The sequence below is a fragment of the Burkholderia plantarii genome, from assembly GCF_001411805.1.
Classification (GTDB): domain Bacteria; phylum Pseudomonadota; class Gammaproteobacteria; order Burkholderiales; family Burkholderiaceae; genus Burkholderia; species Burkholderia plantarii.
The window spans coordinates 1890431-1905809 of record NZ_CP007212.1 but is presented as its reverse complement, the minus strand read 5'-3'; the positions used below and the strand labels follow the sequence as shown (position 1 = coordinate 1905809).

Sequence of the window (15379 nt, the reverse complement as noted above, 5' to 3'; positions counted from 1 at the left end):
TTGTGCCGCGCGCGCGGGCCGGCCAGGGCCGCCCGTGCGCGCTCCGTTGCGCCGGCGCGCTCATTTCGAGAACCCCGGGGCCGCGTCCGGCACCAGCATGCCGCCGAGGAACGAACGCCAGACCGGTCCGTCGCGCTGCTCGGACAGCTCGCCCGGCGCCGACGGCAGCGTCGTGCCGGCCGCGATCGGCGACACCAGATGCGGCGTCACGATGATCACGAGTTCCTTGTCGTTCTGCTGGTAGCTCAGACTCTTGAAAAACGCGCCGATGATCGGCAGATCGCCGAGAAACGGCACCTTGCTCAGGTTCGACGTGGTTTCGCGATCGACCAGCCCGCCGATCACGTAGCTCTCGCCGTCGCCGAGCTCGACCGTGGTGTCGGCGCGGCGCGTGGTGAGCGCCGGCACCGTCACGCCGTTGATCGTGATGGCGTTGACGAAATCGAGCTGGCTCGCCTCGGGCGCGACCTTCAGCGCGATGCGGTTCGGGCCGAGCACGGTGGGCGCGACCGTGAGACCGATGCCGTAGGGCTTCCATTCGATCGAGACGGTGCCGAGCGCCTGCGGCACCGGCACCGGGATCTCTCCGCCCGCCAGGAAGTTCGCGCTCTGCCCGGACAGCGCGACCAGCGTCGGCTGCGCGAGGATCCGCGCCAGGTTGTTCTGTTCGAGGATCGACAGGTTGCCGGTGATGCCGCGCGAGGCCGAGCCCACCACCAGGTTGAACGCCGAGGCGATCGGCTGCGCGGCCGTTACCGCCAGCCCCGAGGTCGCGCTCGATCCGAGCGAGCTCAGCGAGCTCGGCGCGAACGAACCGAACGCGAAGCCGTTGCTGCTCTTGAAGAAGTTCAGGCCGGCCTGCTTGACCGCCGAACGGCTGAACTCGACCACCCGCACATCGACCTGCACCACGTTGCGGCCGCTGATGGTCGAGGCGTCGACCACCGACGACGCGGCGCCGCTGCCCACCCCGCCTCCGCCGGCACCGCCCGCGGCGCCGGCGCCAGCCTTGCCGTTCGCGCCCGCGCCGCCGGCCTGCGCGGCCGCGCGCGCGGCGGCCGCCGCGTTGGCCACGTCCACCGCGCGCTGGTGCGCCTCCAGCGTCGTCGCCGAGCCGGCGATCACGGTGGTGTCGCCGTAGGTGTCCACGCGCGGCGTGTCGGCGCCGAGCAGCGCCCTGGCCGCACCGCTCGTCACATGCACCGGATAGACATCCGGTTCGCTACGACCTCGTTCCCAGAGCATCACGTTCGTGGTCCCGGCACTCTTGCCGATCAACAGCACACCGCCGCCATTTCCCTTGACGACCAGCACGTCGGCCACCGCGGGATCGCCGATCGCGACGCGCTGCAGGCTGCGTCCGGTCGCGATCTGCCGCTGCGCGCCGACCGCCAGGTCGACGCCCGCGTCCGGGCCGGCTGCGTTTGCCACGGACGACACCATCACTGCGCTCGTTGCCATGGCCAATGCAATCAGTTTCTTTTTCATTGTGTCGGAGATCCGCAGCCGGACCTCTCCGTATCGGTTGCAAGACTGCCTGCTGCCGTGCTCGTTTCAATAGGCGACCGACTCGGCGCGCCCACCCCGTATCACTTCGATGCTGCCGCCGTCCGGACTGCGCGCCACCACGCGGGCCGGCGCCGCCCGGCGCGGCACGGCGGCAGCCGGGGCATCCGCCACGCCGCGCGACAGCTCGGAAAGCGACAGCCCCTGCGCCGCGCGCGCCGACGGATCGGCGGCCGTGCCCACCCGCATCGCGACGGTCTGCGTCGCGACCTCCTCGTCGCGCGGGCTGCGCAGCGCGAGCGTCAGGTTGCCGCTTGCCTCGGCCAGCGTCAGCGCGTCGATCTGCGCGGTCGGCACCGCCAGCACGGCGGTGCGCACGCCGCCCGCGGCGCCGCCCGACTGGTCGCGCGCGGTGGTCGCGTCGCCGAACGCCAGCACGCGGATCTTCGAGAGCAGCAGCTTGGCCTGCGTCTTCGGAATCTCCGGCCCGCTCGAATTGGTGCCGGGAATCCCGCCCGCGGCGTCGCGCTTCAGGTTGACGAACACGTCGACGAAGTTGCCGGGGCGCACACGGTTGCCGACCGCGTTGTTCTCGTCGACCTTGACCGCGATCGCGCGCTCGCCCGGCTCGACCAGGTCCGCCATGCCCGAGGACAGCGAACTCTCGACCACCGCGGCCTGCTCCGGGATGTCGGCGCTCGGCACCCGGCCGATGATCTGCACCGGATCGACGAACGCGCCGTCGGGCCGTGCCGCGACCTGCTGGACCTTCAGGCTGCTGGCCACGATCGGCACGCCCGCCTTCAGCGGCTGGACGGCCACGACGACCGGCACCTGCCGGGCCTGCGCCACCGGCTGCCCCGACACGACCGGCGCGGACGACGACCGGCTGCCCAGCACCCAGGCGTACACGCCGAGCAACAGCGCGATCACGATCAGCGCCACCGCGAGGATCTTCGTCAGATTGTTGGCCATGGTTGTTCTGCAAACCTGCGATTCATGAAATCGGGCATTCCGCGCCTGCCTTGCCGGTATCCGGCCAGTCCGGTTCCGCCCGCCGCCGCCACTGCTGTCACTGCGCCTGCTGTCACCGCCCTTGCCGCCGGTTTTGCCATTGCGCGCGCCGCCTCGTCGCGGCGCGTCGTACCGCGAACCAGGCCTCCTAGATGATGTTGACGGGGCTGATCTGCACCGTGGCCGTCCCCGTCAGCGAATCCGGCACCGGCAGCAGCATGCCGACGAGCGGCAGCGGCGCGATCAGCGGACTGGTCCTGTAGGGATACGTGAGCGTGACCTTGATGCAGTACATCGACGCGTCGTAGCTGCAGTTGCCGGCCGGCGTCGACGCGCAGCGCACGCCGGTCAGCCAGCCGGTCAGGTTGGTCGCGGCCGTGCAGGCGGCGGTGGCGCGCGCGGTCAGCGCCGCCTGCGGCGTCGAGCTGATCTGGTAATTCAGCGCGGCGCGCGCGCCCTCGGTGGCGGCGAGCGTCAGGTTCTGCTGCGCGGCGAAGATCAGCCCGTAGGTAATGACCGCGTAGAGCACCATGAAGAACGCCGGCAAGATCAGGGCGAATTCGACCGACATCGAGCCGCGCTCACTACGGCGCGGCGGGGCGTGAAGTAATGGCTTCATCGCAGATTCCCCGTAACGATCAGATATATCAGCCACCCGGCCGCCGGTATTACGAGAAACGCCGCGTAAGGCGAACCACGGCGCGCGCCGAGCGCCAATGCCGGCGAACCTCGTTGCCACAATGCCCCGATTGGCGTGCGGGTCCAGTACATCAAGCCGAGCACATGAATCAGCGCCGCCAGACTCGCGACAATCCAGCACCAGAACAAACCCCGGAATCCGCACCATAGCCCGAGCACAGTAAATACCTTCACATCGGCGGCACCCATCAGGCGCCATGCGAAAAACGGAAACAATCCGACGAAACCGATCGCCGCACCGATTATTGCCTCGGCCAGTGTTATATCAAACGGGTTATATCGAGCCATTGTCGATACAAATCCGCAGATCAGGCCTGCCACTACCAAGGAATTGGGAATACGCCGAAAACGAATATCGCCCACCGCAACCATCACTACCCAGGCCAGGAACACCCCGACGCTCAAAAGCAGAATCATTCAGATTCCCGAAGGGCAGGCATGACGAACGCGGGCGCCGAAACGGCGACCCGCGCATCCTCATGCGGAAAAACAGGATCGGATTAGCTGCCCGAGCCGCCGGCGGCGCCCAGCCCGGTGAGCTTGTTGGCGATATAGCTGAATGCGTTGGTAATGCCGCCCGACAGGACGCCGACGGCCGTGACGAGTGCCACTGCCATCAGGCCCGCGATGAGGCCGTATTCGACAGCGGTAACCCCGTCTTCTTCCCGGAGGAAGCGATTGATGAGTGTGTTCATGGTAATCCCTCGTGCCTTGAGTTTCGTGGGCCTGATGCGCCTGGCATATTGGCCGTCCAACCGTCACCGGCTTCGACGTCCGGCTCCGGCCATTTCTTTATAGCTCGTTTTTTCAGGAGCTCTTACCTATTTCGATGCCATTTAACAATCTTGCAATCGTTTCGATAGGCACCTCCACTTCGGGTTTGTGGTGCGGCAGGAACACGCACCGACAAATCTTAAAGCCGAACAGCTTTTCTTTTCAACTTTTTTTATGCATTTCCTGAGCGACAGCTCGGCGCGCGGCCTCATTTTCACTATCTTTCGGTGGGACCCCCATAAGGGCTAACGATAGGTTAGATCTACCTGTCTAATCCATCAGTAAAACAATCGTTCGAGTGAACCGTTTTCATGCCGCCCACGTTACGCGACGTGCGTAACGGAAATCCTGTGACGTTACGTTACGTCCCTCGAATATCGCCCCGCGCTTCGGCATTTCAATCTGCGTGAGAATCGTTTTCAACCATCGTTAAACCGAGACGGCGCAAGGCTTTGCGGCCGGCGCGAATTGTCGTACCGCGGTCGCGGCGTGCCGTTCGAATCGCGTGGCATGAGTGTTGCAGAGTGTTGCTCGCGGTAACACAGACCACACAACACCACTGCGAGGACGACATGGATACCCAACCGATTGCCCAAGGCATGCTCCGGACGACGCTGATCGCCGCCACCGTGGCAGCCATGCTTTCCCTCTCCGCCTGCGGCGGCTCCGGCTCGCTTAGCCAGGGCACCGGCGGCTCCAGTTCGGGTTCTTCCGGCACGTCCGGCACGAACACGCCGCAAGGCACGAGTTCGGGCACCAGCGGTACCTCGGGCACCAGCGGCACGTCCGGCACCAGCGGTACCTCGGGCACCAGCGGCACGTCCGGTACCAGCGGTACCTCGGGCACCAGCGGCACGTCCGGTACCAGTGGTACCTCGGGCACCAGCGGCACGTCGGGCACCAGCGGCACATCCGGCACCAGCGGTACCTCGGGCACCAGCGGCACGAGTTCGAGCAACGCGGTGGGCAGCGTGGTCGCCAGCACCAGCAACGTCGTGTCGAGCGTCGGTACCACCGTGTCGGGCCTCGGCACCGTGATCGGCAGCCAGTCGGTGCCCGGTCTCGGCAGCGCGCCGACCCAGGCGCTCGGCAGCGTGGTGGGCAGCGTCGGCGGCGCGGTCAGCGCGCTCGGCAATGGCCTCGCGGGCGGCCTCGGCCAGCTCGGCGCCACCTCCAACCCGCTCGGCACCACGCTCGGCTCGACCGGCAACGTGGTGTCGCAACTCGGCAACGCCGTGACCGGCACCGGCAACCTCGTGACGAGCCTCGGCAGCGGCCCGCTTTCGCCGCTCGCCCCGGTCACCTCGACGGTCGGCGGCCTGGTCTCGACGCTCGGCAGCACGGTGGCCAACGGCGGCACGACGCTCGGCAACGTGCTGAGCACCGGCCCCGTGCAGCAGATCACCCAGACCGTCAGCTCGGCGATCACGCCGATCACCTCGGTGGTCGCGAACACCACGCAGACGGTCGGCAACGTCACCGGCCTGGGCGCGCCGGTCAACACGCTGCTCGGCACGATCGGCGGCGGCCTGAATCAGGCCGGCTCGCTGATCGCCTCGACGGGCGGCGGCAACCCGGTCACCGCGGGCCTCGGCTCGACGGTGTCGGCCACCGGCAACACGGTCGCCTCGCTCGGCGGCCTGCTCACGGGCGGCAGCGGCGGCAACCCGCTGGCCCCGGTCACCTCGCTGGTGGGCGGCCTGACCAACACGCTCGGCGGTCTCGGCGGCACCAGCGGCGGCAGCGGCCCGCTCGCCCCGATCACGGGCCTCGTCTCCAATGTCACCGGCACGCTCGGCAGCCTGGGCGGCACCACCGCCGGCGGCGGCGCGAGCGGCCTGCTGGCACCGGTCACGGGCCTCGTCTCGTCCGTCACCGGCGCGCTCGGCGGCGCCACTGGCGGGGCCACCGGCGGCGGCGCGAGCGGTCTGCTGGCACCGGTCACGGGTCTCGTCTCGTCCGTCACCGGCGCGCTCGGCGGCGCCACGGGCGGGGCCACTGGCGGCGCCGCGGGCGGCCTCCTGGCGCCGGTCACGGGTCTCGTCTCGTCGGTCACCGGCGCGCTCGGCGCGGCCGGCGGCACCACCGGCGGCGGCGCGCTGGCGCCGGTCACGGGTCTCGTCTCGTCGGTCACCGGCGCGCTCGGCGCGGCCGGCGGCACCACCGGCGGCGGCGCGCTGGCGCCGGTCACGGGTCTCGTCTCGTCGGTCACCGGCGCGCTCGGCGCGGCCGGCGGCACCACCGGCGGCGGCGCGCTGGCGCCGGTCACGGGTCTCGTCTCGTCGGTCACCGGCGCGCTCGGCGCGGCCGGCGGCACCACCGGCGGCGGCGCGCTGGCGCCGGTCACGGGCCTCGTCTCGTCGGTCACCGGCGCGCTCGGCGGCGTGGCGGGCGGCGGCGCGGCGGGCGGCAGCGCCGGCGGCCTGCTGGCGCCGGTCACCGGCCTGCTGAGCGGCGTGGCGGGCGCGGCGGGCGGCGCGGCGGCGGGGGCCACCAGCGGCGCCACGTCCGGCGCGACCACGGTCGCGACCGGCCTGAGCGGGTCGAGCAACGGCGCCGCGGCGAGCGGTTCGGGCGGCCTGCTGGCACCCGTGACCTCGCTGGTCGGCGGGCTGCTCGGCGGCGGCAAGAAGTAACGGTGTTTTGTCAGTCAGACCAAATAGCGTCAGGAGACCCATCATGAAACCGATTCAATCGATCTCGTCCCCGTCATCCTCGCCGGCGTTGCGTGCGTGGCGGCTCACGCTGACCGTGGCGGCGGCAGCCACCCTGTCCGCGCTGGCCGCCTGCGGCGGCAGCGATATGACGACGCAGGCCGGCACCAGCGGCGGCGGCAATGTCCCGCAAACGACCGGCACCAGCGGCACCACCAGCTCGTCGTCGAGCAGCGGCACCACCGGCGTGCTGACCACCGCCGGGCAGACCGCCACCGATCTCGGCAACACCGTCGGCTCGGTAACGATCCCCGGCGTCGGCAGCGGCGTCACGCAAGGCCTCGGCAGCACCGTGTCGAGCGTCGGCACGGTCGTCAACGCGGCCGCCAACGCGCTCAGCAGCGGCCTCGGCCAGACCGGCACCACGTCCGATCCGGTCGGCACCACCGTCGCCGGGCTCGGCGGCGTGGTCAGCGCGGCCGGCACCACGGTCGCCGGCCTCGGCCAGACCGTCAATTCGCTCGGCACCGGCCAGCTCTCGGCGCTGGCGCCGATCACCACGCCGGTCGGCACGCTGCTGAACACCGCCGCCAACGGCGTGGAAGCCGGCGGCATGACGCTCGGCAACGTGCTGTCGTCGAGCCAGGTCCAGGCCGTCACGCAGCCGCTCAGCTCGGCCATCACGCCGATCGTCACGACGGTCGGCCAGACCACCCAGACAGTCGGCTCGGCCAGCGGGCTCGGCGCGCCGGTCTCGGGCCTGCTGCAGCAGCTGGGCGGCGCGGTCGCCTCGGCCGGCACGCAGATCGGCAGCACCTCGTCGCAACCGCTGGTCGGCGACGCGGGCAAGCTCGTGACCTCGCTCGGCAACACCGTCACCAACGCGGGCGGCCTGGTCGACGCATCCGGCCCGAACGGCGCGCAGCCGGTGGCCGGCCTGATCACGAGCCTGGTCGGCAGCTCGACCGTGACGGTCGCCAACGGCTCGTCGTCGGGCAGCGGCGCGAGCAACCCGCTCACCGGCCTGATCGGTTCGCTGACGGGCTCGCTCGGCGGCGCCGCCGGCGGCGCAAGCGGCCCGCTCGCGCCGGTCACGGGGCTCGTCTCGACCGTCACGGGCGCGCTCGGTTCGGCCACCAGTGGCGCCACCGGCACAGGCGGGACGAATCCGCTCGCGCCCGCCACCGGTTTGCTCAATACTGTCACCGGCACGCTCGGCGGTGCCGCGGGCGGGACGACGTCCGGCTCGGGAGCGGGCTCGCTGCTCTCGCCCGTCACCTCGCTGGTCAGCTCGGTCACCTCGACGGCGAACTCGGGCACCGGCAGCTCGACGGGCCTGCTCGCACCGGTCACCGGATTGCTGGGCACGCTGGGCAGCGTCGGGAAGTAATGGCGGTAAGCGTCCGTGCCGGCGGGAGGCACGGACGGTCATCACAGGTTGCACGGGACGGACGACATCGATCGCGATGCCGTCCGTTCGCAGTCGAAAACTAAAAGCAGCAGGCCTACGAGGACTCACCGACAATGCGAACCCAGAAACAGGTTTGGACGTTGCTGTGCGCGCTCGCCGCTACAGCCGCCGTTCCCGCCCAGGCGCAGACCCGCCCCGCCGGCAACCCGCTCGAATCGCTGCCGCCGGTCAACCCGCCCCAGCGCTCGACCGTCACGGTCCAGGTCGAACCGCAGGCGCAGCAGGTGCAACAGCTGCTCGCCCGCCACCTCACCCCCGCCACGATCCGCATCGAAGGCGTCAAGTCGATTCCGTTCGAGGAAGTGTCGGCGCGCTTCACGCCGCTCGTCGGCAAGGACATCACGATAGGACAACTGATCGAAACCGCGAACGGCGTGACCAAGCTCTACCAGGACAAGGGCTATGCGCTGTCGTTCGCGTTCGTGCCGGCGCAGACCTTCGAGGACGGCGTGGTCAGGATCACGGTGGTCGAGGGCTTCGTGTCCGACGTGCAGATCACCGGCAACCCCGGCGCGATGGAATCGAAGCTGCGCGCGGTGGCCGCGCACATCACCGCCGACCGGCCGCTGCGGCGCGCCACGTTCGAGCGCTACGTCAACACCTTCGGCCTGCTGCCCGGCATCACCGTGAAGGCCAACGTGCCGCCACCGCAGAACACCGACGGCGCGACCACCCTGTCGCTCGACGTCAAGCGCAAGCCGATCAACGTGAGCAGCGGCATCGCCACCAGCAACCCCGGCGTGCAGGGGCTGTTCACCGTGACCGAAAGCGGGCTGACCTCGCTCGGCGAGCAGTTGAGCCTGTCGGCGCTCGCGCCGAAAGGCCCGAACAACGTGACCTACGTGGCCGCGAGCGGCTCGGTGCCGATCGGCAGCAACGGCCTCACGGCACGCGTCGACGCGAGCCATTATCGCGGCAACCCGAGTGACAACCCGGGGCTGCCGTCCTACGTGAAGCGCACCGTGGTCAACGACAAGCTCGGCGTCTCCGCGTCGTACCCGATCCTGCTGAACAACCAGCGCAGCCTGCTCGCGACGGTGTCCGGCTACGCCTCGCACAGCGAGGACCAGTACCAGAACCAGATCGGCGGCCAGTTCATCGGTCTGCGCTCGCAGGTGCGCGTGCTGCAGGCGCAGATGGATTTCACCAACGTGCGGCCGACCTCGGTCACCAAGGTCAGCTTCAACGTCGCGAAGGCGTTCGACATCCTCGGCGCGTCGAAGTCGGTCGACACCAACATCCCCAACTCGACGCAGACCAACCCGGCCTCGATCACCTTCGTGCGCACCGGCGCGACGCTCGTGCAAACCAACCAGTGGCCGTTCAAGATCGGCACGACGCTGCAGCTGACGGGCCAGTTCAGCCCGGTCTCGCTGCCCACCACCGAGCAGATCGCGTTCGGCGCGCAGCGCTTCGCGCTCGGCTACGAGCCCGGCGAAACCTCGGGCGATTCGGGCTGGGGCATGTCCGCCGAGATCAACCGCTCGTTCGCGCTCGGCTTCGCCTATCTGAAGTCGATCACGCCTTACATCGCCTACGACATGGCGCGCGTCTACCTGCATGCCGGCACGCCGCTGCCGAACCGGCTGTCGTCGGTCGGCCTCGGCGTGCGCGTGTCGGACGGCCAGCACTACAACATCGACGTCTCGGTCGCGAAGCCGATCGGCGACGCGCCGATCGAAAGCGCCTCGCGCAGCCCGCGCGTCAATGCATCGTTCTCCTATCAGTTGAACTGACCCCGGCGGGCGTCCGCGCGCCGCGGGCGCCCACCTCGATTAGAGGCACCTCTATCAAACGCGGCGACGGCTTTCACGTATTCTCGATGACGGTTTCCGGCGCCTTGCGAGGCCGGGTATCCGCATGAGAATTTGCACAAAAAGACGATGCATTCAAGGAGGAAGACAATGACCCGCTTCAATTCCCGCCTGCGCCGGCTCGCCGTCGGCGGCACCTTGCTGATGTCCGCGCTGGGCGCCTTCGCCCAGGCCGACAGCCCGATCGGCACCTGGCAGACCATCGACGACCACACCGGCAAGCCGAAGGCGCTCGTGCAGATTTCCCAGGACGGCAACGGTGAACTGTCGGGCGTCGTCAAGCAGGGCCTCGGCGACAACGACACGCCCGAGCGCCGCTGCACCGCCTGCACCGACGAACGGAAGGATCAGCTGATCAAGGGCATGACGATCATCAAGGCCATGAAGGCCGATGGTGATCACTGGGATGGCGGCAACATCCTCGACCCGGAAAACGGCAAGGTGTACCGCTGCAAGATGACGCTCGAGGACGGCGGCCAGAAGCTGATCGTGCGCGGCTATATCGGCGTGTCGCTGCTCGGCCGGTCGCAGACCTGGGTCCGCCAGCAATAAGCGTATCGCGCTGGAGGGTAGTGCCGCCTGCGGCTGCAGGCGGGCAAAACGAGAGACACGGCGCGAAGCAAGGCCCCGGACGGCCCGCCAGGGCGAGCGGACGCGGGCGGTGCGCCGCCGCCCGCGTCCGGCTTCATGCCGCGGAACGCGGCGGCAGGTGCGGCTCGGGCGTGAAGGCCGGATCGATGCGCGACAGACGGATCCGGTTCGGCTGCACCGCATGGCGCAACTCCGCCGCATGGGAATGCACGTGCTTGCGCATGCGGATCGTCATGGTCTCGTAGAGATCGTCGCTGGCCGGGCCGAACAGCTCACTGAGCACGGCGCGCAGCGTGCCCGACTCGTACCAGATCATGAAGCGGCGATGGCAGGTTTGATACGCCGGATAGCGGCGCGGAATGGCCGACCATGACGCGCCGCTGAAAATGACCCACAGCACGCCATTCAGCACGCTGCGGGCATCGGCCAGCGGCCGCCCACGCAGTTCCTTGCGCGGCCGCAATTCCGGCAGCAAGCTGGCAACGCGCTGCCATTCGCCATCGGTGATGTCTCGATATGGTGTCATGTATCTCTCCATTTACAGGAACATGACACACGATATCGGGCGGCTTTCGCGCTGGATATTGAACGATTCCGAGAATGCTTGAGTAAAGCGGAGTCGCTCGGCAAAATCGAAATAGTACGATCCCGCAGGCGCGGGATTCAGGCGCGATTCGCCCCGCCCCTGCGCGCGCCCGGAAGCGCGGCCCGCGGCGCGACGAATCAATCAGGTCAGCGAGGTATCGACAATGCGTCGCGGTGTCTCAAGATATTCCTGAGACTGCATCTCGACGATGCGCGACACGGTCCGGCTGAACTCGTTGGCCATCGGCCCTTCCACGTACAGGTCCTCGGCCGGCACCGCCGCCGACATCAGCAGCTTCACCTTGTGGTCGTACAGCACGTCGATCAGCCAGGTGAAGCGGCGCGCCTCGGAGGCCATCCGCGGCGACATCTGCGGCACCCCGGACAGCACGATCGCGTGGAAGCGCGAGGCCAGTTCGAGATAATCGTTCTGCGAACGCGGCCCGCCGCACAGCGTGGCGAAATCGAACCAGACCACGCCGTCGGCCTTGCGCAGCGCCTTCAGCTCGCGCTTCTCGATGTGCAGGATCGGGCTCTCGTCGGGCACCGCCGCGAGCTTCGCGAACGCGCTGCGCAGCGCGCGATCGGCCTCGGCGCCGAGCGGCGTGTGATACATCTTCACCTGCGTCAGCGTGCGCTGGCGGTAGTCGACGCCGGCGTCGACGTTCATCACGTCGAGCTTCTGCTTGATCAGCGCGATCGCGGGCAACATCCGGTCGCGGTGCAGGCCGTCCGGATAGAGCAGGTCCGGATCGTAGTTCGAGGTCATCACGAACTGCACGCCGTTGGTGAACAGCCGGTCGAGCAGGCGGTAGAGGATCATCGCGTCGGCGATGTCCGAGACGTGGAATTCGTCGAAGCAGATCAGCCGGTAGCGCCTGGCGATGCGGCGCGCGAGTTCGTCGAGCGGATCGGCCTGCCCTTTCAGCTCCTCGAGTTCGCGATGCACCTCGCGCATGAATTCGTGAAAATGCAGGCGCGTCTTGCGCTGCACCGGCACCACCGCGAAGAAGCTGTCCATCAGGAAGCTCTTGCCGCGGCCGACGCCGCCCCACATGTAGACGCCCTTCGGCAGTTCCGGCCGGATGACGAGCTTCTTGAACGCGTTCGAGCGCCGCGCCTTGTAGGCGACCCACTCGTCGAAGCACTGCTGCAGTCGCGTGATCGCGGTGCGCTGCGCGGTATCGGCCTGGTAGCCGCGCGAGCCCAGTTCGCGCTCGTAGTATTCGGTGACGTTCATCATGCAAACCGGAAAAAAACAAAGGCGAGCGGAAAATTCCCGCCCGCCTTCGGCATCAAACGGCGACGCCGGCCGGCGAACCGGCGCGGCGCCCAGGCGGCCCTCGGGGCCGCGTCGATCAGCTGTTGATCGAACGCTTGTCGGTCGCGAGCGCGGCTTCGCGCATGACTTCCGACAGCGACGGGTGCGCGTGGCAGATGCGGGCGATGTCTTCCGACGCCGCCTTGAATTCCATCGCGACCACCGCTTCGGCGATCAGGTCCGACGCGTTCGCCGAGATGATGTGAACGCCCAGCACTTCGTCGGTCTTGGCGTCGGCGATCATCTTCACGAAGCCGTCCGGCGCGTTCATGCCGAGCGCGCGGCCGTTGATCGAGAACGGGAACTTGCCGGTCTTGATCTCGCGACCCTCGGCCTTCAGCGCCTGCTCGGTCTTGCCGACCCAGGCGATTTCCGGCGAGGTGTAGATCACCCACGGAATGCAGTTGTAGTCGATGTGCGGCTTCTGGCCGTCGATCACTTCGGCCACCAGCACGCCTTCGTCTTCCGCCTTGTGCGCGAGCATCGGGCCGCGCACCACGTCGCCGATCGCGTAGACGTTCGGCAGCGCCGTGCGGCAGTGGTCGTCCACGTCGATGAAGCCGCGCTCGTTGGCCTTCAGGCCGATCGCCTCGAGGCCGAGGTTGTCGGTGTTCGGCACGCGGCCGACCGACACGATCAGGCGGTCCGCCTCGAGCGTCTTGGCGTTGCCGTCCTTGTCGGTGTAAGCGATCGACACGCCGGCGTCGCTCGCCTTCACTTCGCCGATGGTCACGCCGAGGTTGATGTCGAGGCCCTGCTTCTTGAACAGCTTCGCGGCTTCCTTGGCGATCGCCTCGTCGGCGGCGGCGAGGAACGCCGGCATCGCTTCGAGCACCGTCACGTCGGCGCCGAGGCGGCGCCACACCGAACCGAGTTCGAGGCCGATCACGCCGGCGCCGATCACGGCGAGCTTGTTCGGCACCGTGTCGAAGTTCAGCGCGCCTTCGTTGTCGGCGACGATCCTGTTGTCGACCGGCACGTTCGGCAGGTGGCGCGCCTTCGAGCCCGTGGCGATGATCACGTTCTTCGCCGTGACCACTTCCGTCTCGCCCTCGCCGCTGACTTCGATCTGCACGCCGGCGTCGGTCTTGCCGGTGAACTTGCCATGGCCCTTGAGCCAGGTGATCTTGTTCTTCTTGAACAGGAACTCGATCCCGCCCGTCATCTTCTCGACGATGGCGTCCTTGCGGGACAGCATCTTCGCGTTATCCATCTTCACGTCGCCGACCGAAATGCCGTGGTCGGCCAGGTGATGCGACGCCTTTTCGAACTCTTCCGACGAAGCGAGCAGCGCCTTCGACGGGATGCAGCCGACGTTCAGGCAGGTGCCGCCGAGCTTCAGCGCGCCGGCCGGGTTCTTCCACTTCTCGACCACGGCAACCGTGTTGCCGAGCTGGGCTGCGCGAATCGCGGCCACGTAGCCGCCGGGGCCGGCGCCGATCACGACGACGTCAAATTCCTTGGACATGACTATCCTTCTCTGTTGCCCGGCGCGCGGCCACACGCAACGCGTGTGCCGCGCGCCCGGAGCGATTCAATACGGGAGCAACGCAGGCTTACAGGTCGAGCAGCAGGCGTGCCGGATCTTCCAGCGCATCCTTCATCGCGACCAGCGACAGCACCGCTTCGCGGCCGTCGATGATCCGGTGGTCATACGACAGCGCGAGGTAGTTGATCGGACGGATCACGATCTGGCCGTTCTCGACCACCGGGCGCTCCTTGGTCGCGTGGACGCCGAGGATCGCCGACTGCGGCGGGTTGATGATCGGGGTCGACAGCATCGAGCCGAACACGCCGCCGTTCGAGATCGAGAACGTACCGCCCGTCATTTCCTCGATCGACAGCTTGCCGTCCTTGGCCTTCTGACCGAACTCGGCGATCTTTTTCTCGATGTCGGCCAGGCTCAGCTGGTCGGCGTTGCGCAGAATCGGCACCACCAGGCCGCGCGGCGAACCGACCGCGATACCGATGTCGAAGTAGCCGTGGTAGACGATGTCGTTGCCGTCGATCGACGCGTTCACGAGCGGGAACTTCTTCAGCGCGTGGACCGCCGCCTTGACGAAGAACGACATGAAGCCGAGCTTCACGCCGTGTTCCTTCTCGAACTTGTCCTTGTACTTCGTGCGCAGGTCCATGACCGGCTGCATGTTCACTTCATTGAACGTCGTCAGGATCGCGTTGGTCTGCTGCGATTCGAGCAGACGCTCGGCGATCCGCGCGCGCAGGCGCGACATCGGCACGCGCTGCTCCGGACGGTCGTTCAGCCAGTTGGAGGCCGAGGCCGGCACCTTCACGTCCGGCAGCGCGGCCTTCTTCGGCGCGGCGGCGGCCGGGGCGGCAGCGGCCTTGGCCGGCGCGGCGTTCGCGGCCAGCGCGTCACCCTTGGTGATGCGGCCGTCGCGGCCCGTGCCGGCGACCTGGCTCGCGTCCACGCCCTTCTCGGCCAGCAGCTTCGAGGCGGCCGGCGAAGCGGCGTTGCTCGAACCCGCTGCGGCAGCCGGCTGCGCGGCCGGTGCCGGCGCCGCGGCGACGGGCGCCGGAGCCGGTTGCACTTCGGCTTCGCCGGCGGCCGCGGCGACGGCACCTGCCTTCGCTTCGGTATCGATGGTGGCGATCACCTGATCGGCCACGACGGTGTCGCCGTCGTTCTGCAGCACTTGGGAAAGCACGCCGGCGGCCGGCGCCGGCACTTCGAGCACGACCTTGTCGGTTTCGAGTTCGATCAGGATTTCGTCCTGCGCGACGGCTTCACCGGGCTTCTTCTTCCATTGCAGCATGGTCGCTTCCGACACCGATTCGGAAAGCTGGGGGACTTTGACTTCAACGATAGCCATGACTTGATTCCTGGATGCTTGATCTGGGTAATGTCGGGATCCTGCGGACGGGCGCACGCCTGCTTTGCGCGTGCGGAGACGGCCCGGGCGCGCTTGCCGCGCGCACCGGGCCGTGA

13 protein-coding genes are annotated in these 15379 nt (G+C 68.2%); 4 read left to right on the top strand and 9 right to left on the bottom strand.

What is annotated here, in order from left to right; translation table 11 throughout:
* Positions 1–60: 60 nt before the first annotated feature.
* The 5 genes from bpln_RS08115 to bpln_RS08100 form a co-directional block, all read right to left on the bottom strand.
* On the bottom strand, positions 61–1488 hold the full coding sequence (locus tag bpln_RS08115) for a type II and III secretion system protein family protein (protein ID WP_055138538.1): 1428 nt from the start codon (positions 1486–1488) through the stop codon (positions 61–63).
* Positions 1489–1554: 66 nt separating this feature from the next.
* Positions 1555–2481, bottom strand: coding sequence for a Flp pilus assembly protein CpaB (gene cpaB, locus bpln_RS08110; protein WP_042624732.1), 927 nt, complete (start codon positions 2479–2481; stop codon positions 1555–1557).
* Positions 2482–2668: 187 nt separating this feature from the next.
* Positions 2669–3139, bottom strand: a complete 471-nt coding sequence (locus bpln_RS08105) for a TadE/TadG family type IV pilus assembly protein (RefSeq protein WP_042624731.1) — start codon at positions 3137–3139, stop codon at positions 2669–2671.
* A complete protein-coding gene (locus bpln_RS33775; protein WP_080937144.1) occupies positions 3136–3636 on the bottom strand; it encodes an A24 family peptidase in 501 nt (166 codons plus the stop codon). Before bpln_RS33775 ends, bpln_RS08105 begins: the two co-directional genes overlap by 4 nt.
* A gap of 83 nt (positions 3637–3719) precedes the next feature.
* On the bottom strand, positions 3720–3914 hold the full coding sequence (locus bpln_RS08100) for a Flp family type IVb pilin (protein ID WP_055138537.1): 195 nt from the start codon (positions 3912–3914) through the stop codon (positions 3720–3722).
* Between the two features lie 651 nt (positions 3915–4565).
* Between bpln_RS08100 and bpln_RS08095 the strand changes: the two genes are divergently transcribed.
* The 4 genes from bpln_RS08095 to bpln_RS08080 all read left to right on the top strand — a co-directional run bounded on the left by bpln_RS08095 (position 4566) and on the right by bpln_RS08080 (position 10484).
* A complete protein-coding gene (locus bpln_RS08095; RefSeq protein WP_244486969.1) occupies positions 4566–6629 on the top strand; it encodes a collagen-like triple helix repeat-containing protein in 2064 nt (687 codons plus the stop codon).
* Between the two features lie 43 nt (positions 6630–6672).
* Entirely contained in the window at positions 6673–8037 is a 1365-nt protein-coding gene (locus bpln_RS08090) for a collagen-like triple helix repeat-containing protein (RefSeq protein ID WP_042624728.1), read from the top strand.
* 134 nt (positions 8038–8171) lie between these two features.
* Positions 8172–9854, top strand: coding sequence for a ShlB/FhaC/HecB family hemolysin secretion/activation protein (locus tag bpln_RS08085; protein ID WP_055138536.1), 1683 nt, complete (start codon positions 8172–8174; stop codon positions 9852–9854).
* A 168-nt stretch (positions 9855–10022) separates the two neighbouring features.
* Complete coding sequence (locus bpln_RS08080; protein WP_042624726.1) at positions 10023–10484, top strand: DUF2147 domain-containing protein; 462 nt, start codon at positions 10023–10025, stop codon at positions 10482–10484.
* 133 nt (positions 10485–10617) lie between these two features.
* Here the strand turns inward: bpln_RS08080 and bpln_RS08075 are convergent, their stop codons facing one another.
* The 4 genes from bpln_RS08075 to odhB all read right to left on the bottom strand — a co-directional run bounded on the left by bpln_RS08075 (position 10618) and on the right by odhB (position 15263).
* Positions 10618–11049, bottom strand: a complete 432-nt coding sequence (locus bpln_RS08075; protein WP_042626538.1) for a transposase — start codon at positions 11047–11049, stop codon at positions 10618–10620.
* Between the two features lie 201 nt (positions 11050–11250).
* Positions 11251–12348: a cell division protein ZapE gene (gene zapE / locus bpln_RS08070; protein ID WP_042626537.1), complete on the bottom strand. Its 1098-nt coding sequence runs from the start codon at positions 12346–12348 to the stop codon at positions 11251–11253.
* A 118-nt stretch (positions 12349–12466) separates the two neighbouring features.
* Positions 12467–13897: a dihydrolipoyl dehydrogenase gene (lpdA, locus tag bpln_RS08065; RefSeq protein ID WP_042624725.1), complete on the bottom strand. Its 1431-nt coding sequence runs from the start codon at positions 13895–13897 to the stop codon at positions 12467–12469.
* A gap of 88 nt (positions 13898–13985) precedes the next feature.
* On the bottom strand, positions 13986–15263 hold the full coding sequence (gene odhB / locus bpln_RS08060) for a 2-oxoglutarate dehydrogenase complex dihydrolipoyllysine-residue succinyltransferase (protein WP_042624724.1): 1278 nt from the start codon (positions 15261–15263) through the stop codon (positions 13986–13988).
* Between the last annotated feature and the right edge of the window lie 116 nt (positions 15264–15379).

Bases quoted from the DNA above. Each gene is read 5' to 3' on its own strand.
- bpln_RS08115 (WP_055138538.1), bottom strand. From the start codon at position 1,488: ATGAAAAAGAAACTGATTGCATTGGCCATGGCAACGAGCGCAGTGATG.
- cpaB (WP_042624732.1), bottom strand. From the start codon at position 2,481: ATGGCCAACAATCTGACGAAGATCCTCGCGGTGGCGCTGATCGTGATC.
- bpln_RS08105 (WP_042624731.1), bottom strand. From the start codon at position 3,139: ATGAAGCCATTACTTCACGCCCCGCCGCGCCGTAGTGAGCGCGGCTCG.
- bpln_RS33775 (WP_080937144.1), bottom strand. From the start codon at position 3,636: ATGATTCTGCTTTTGAGCGTCGGGGTGTTCCTGGCCTGGGTAGTGATG.
- bpln_RS08100 (WP_055138537.1), bottom strand. From the start codon at position 3,914: ATGAACACACTCATCAATCGCTTCCTCCGGGAAGAAGACGGGGTTACC.
- bpln_RS08095 (WP_244486969.1), top strand. From the start codon at position 4,566: ATGGATACCCAACCGATTGCCCAAGGCATGCTCCGGACGACGCTGATC.
- bpln_RS08090 (WP_042624728.1), top strand. From the start codon at position 6,673: ATGAAACCGATTCAATCGATCTCGTCCCCGTCATCCTCGCCGGCGTTG.
- bpln_RS08085 (WP_055138536.1), top strand. From the start codon at position 8,172: ATGCGAACCCAGAAACAGGTTTGGACGTTGCTGTGCGCGCTCGCCGCT.
- bpln_RS08080 (WP_042624726.1), top strand. From the start codon at position 10,023: ATGACCCGCTTCAATTCCCGCCTGCGCCGGCTCGCCGTCGGCGGCACC.
- bpln_RS08075 (WP_042626538.1), bottom strand. From the start codon at position 11,049: ATGACACCATATCGAGACATCACCGATGGCGAATGGCAGCGCGTTGCC.
- zapE (WP_042626537.1), bottom strand. From the start codon at position 12,348: ATGAACGTCACCGAATACTACGAGCGCGAACTGGGCTCGCGCGGCTAC.
- lpdA (WP_042624725.1), bottom strand. From the start codon at position 13,897: ATGTCCAAGGAATTTGACGTCGTCGTGATCGGCGCCGGCCCCGGCGGC.
- odhB (WP_042624724.1), bottom strand. From the start codon at position 15,263: ATGGCTATCGTTGAAGTCAAAGTCCCCCAGCTTTCCGAATCGGTGTCG.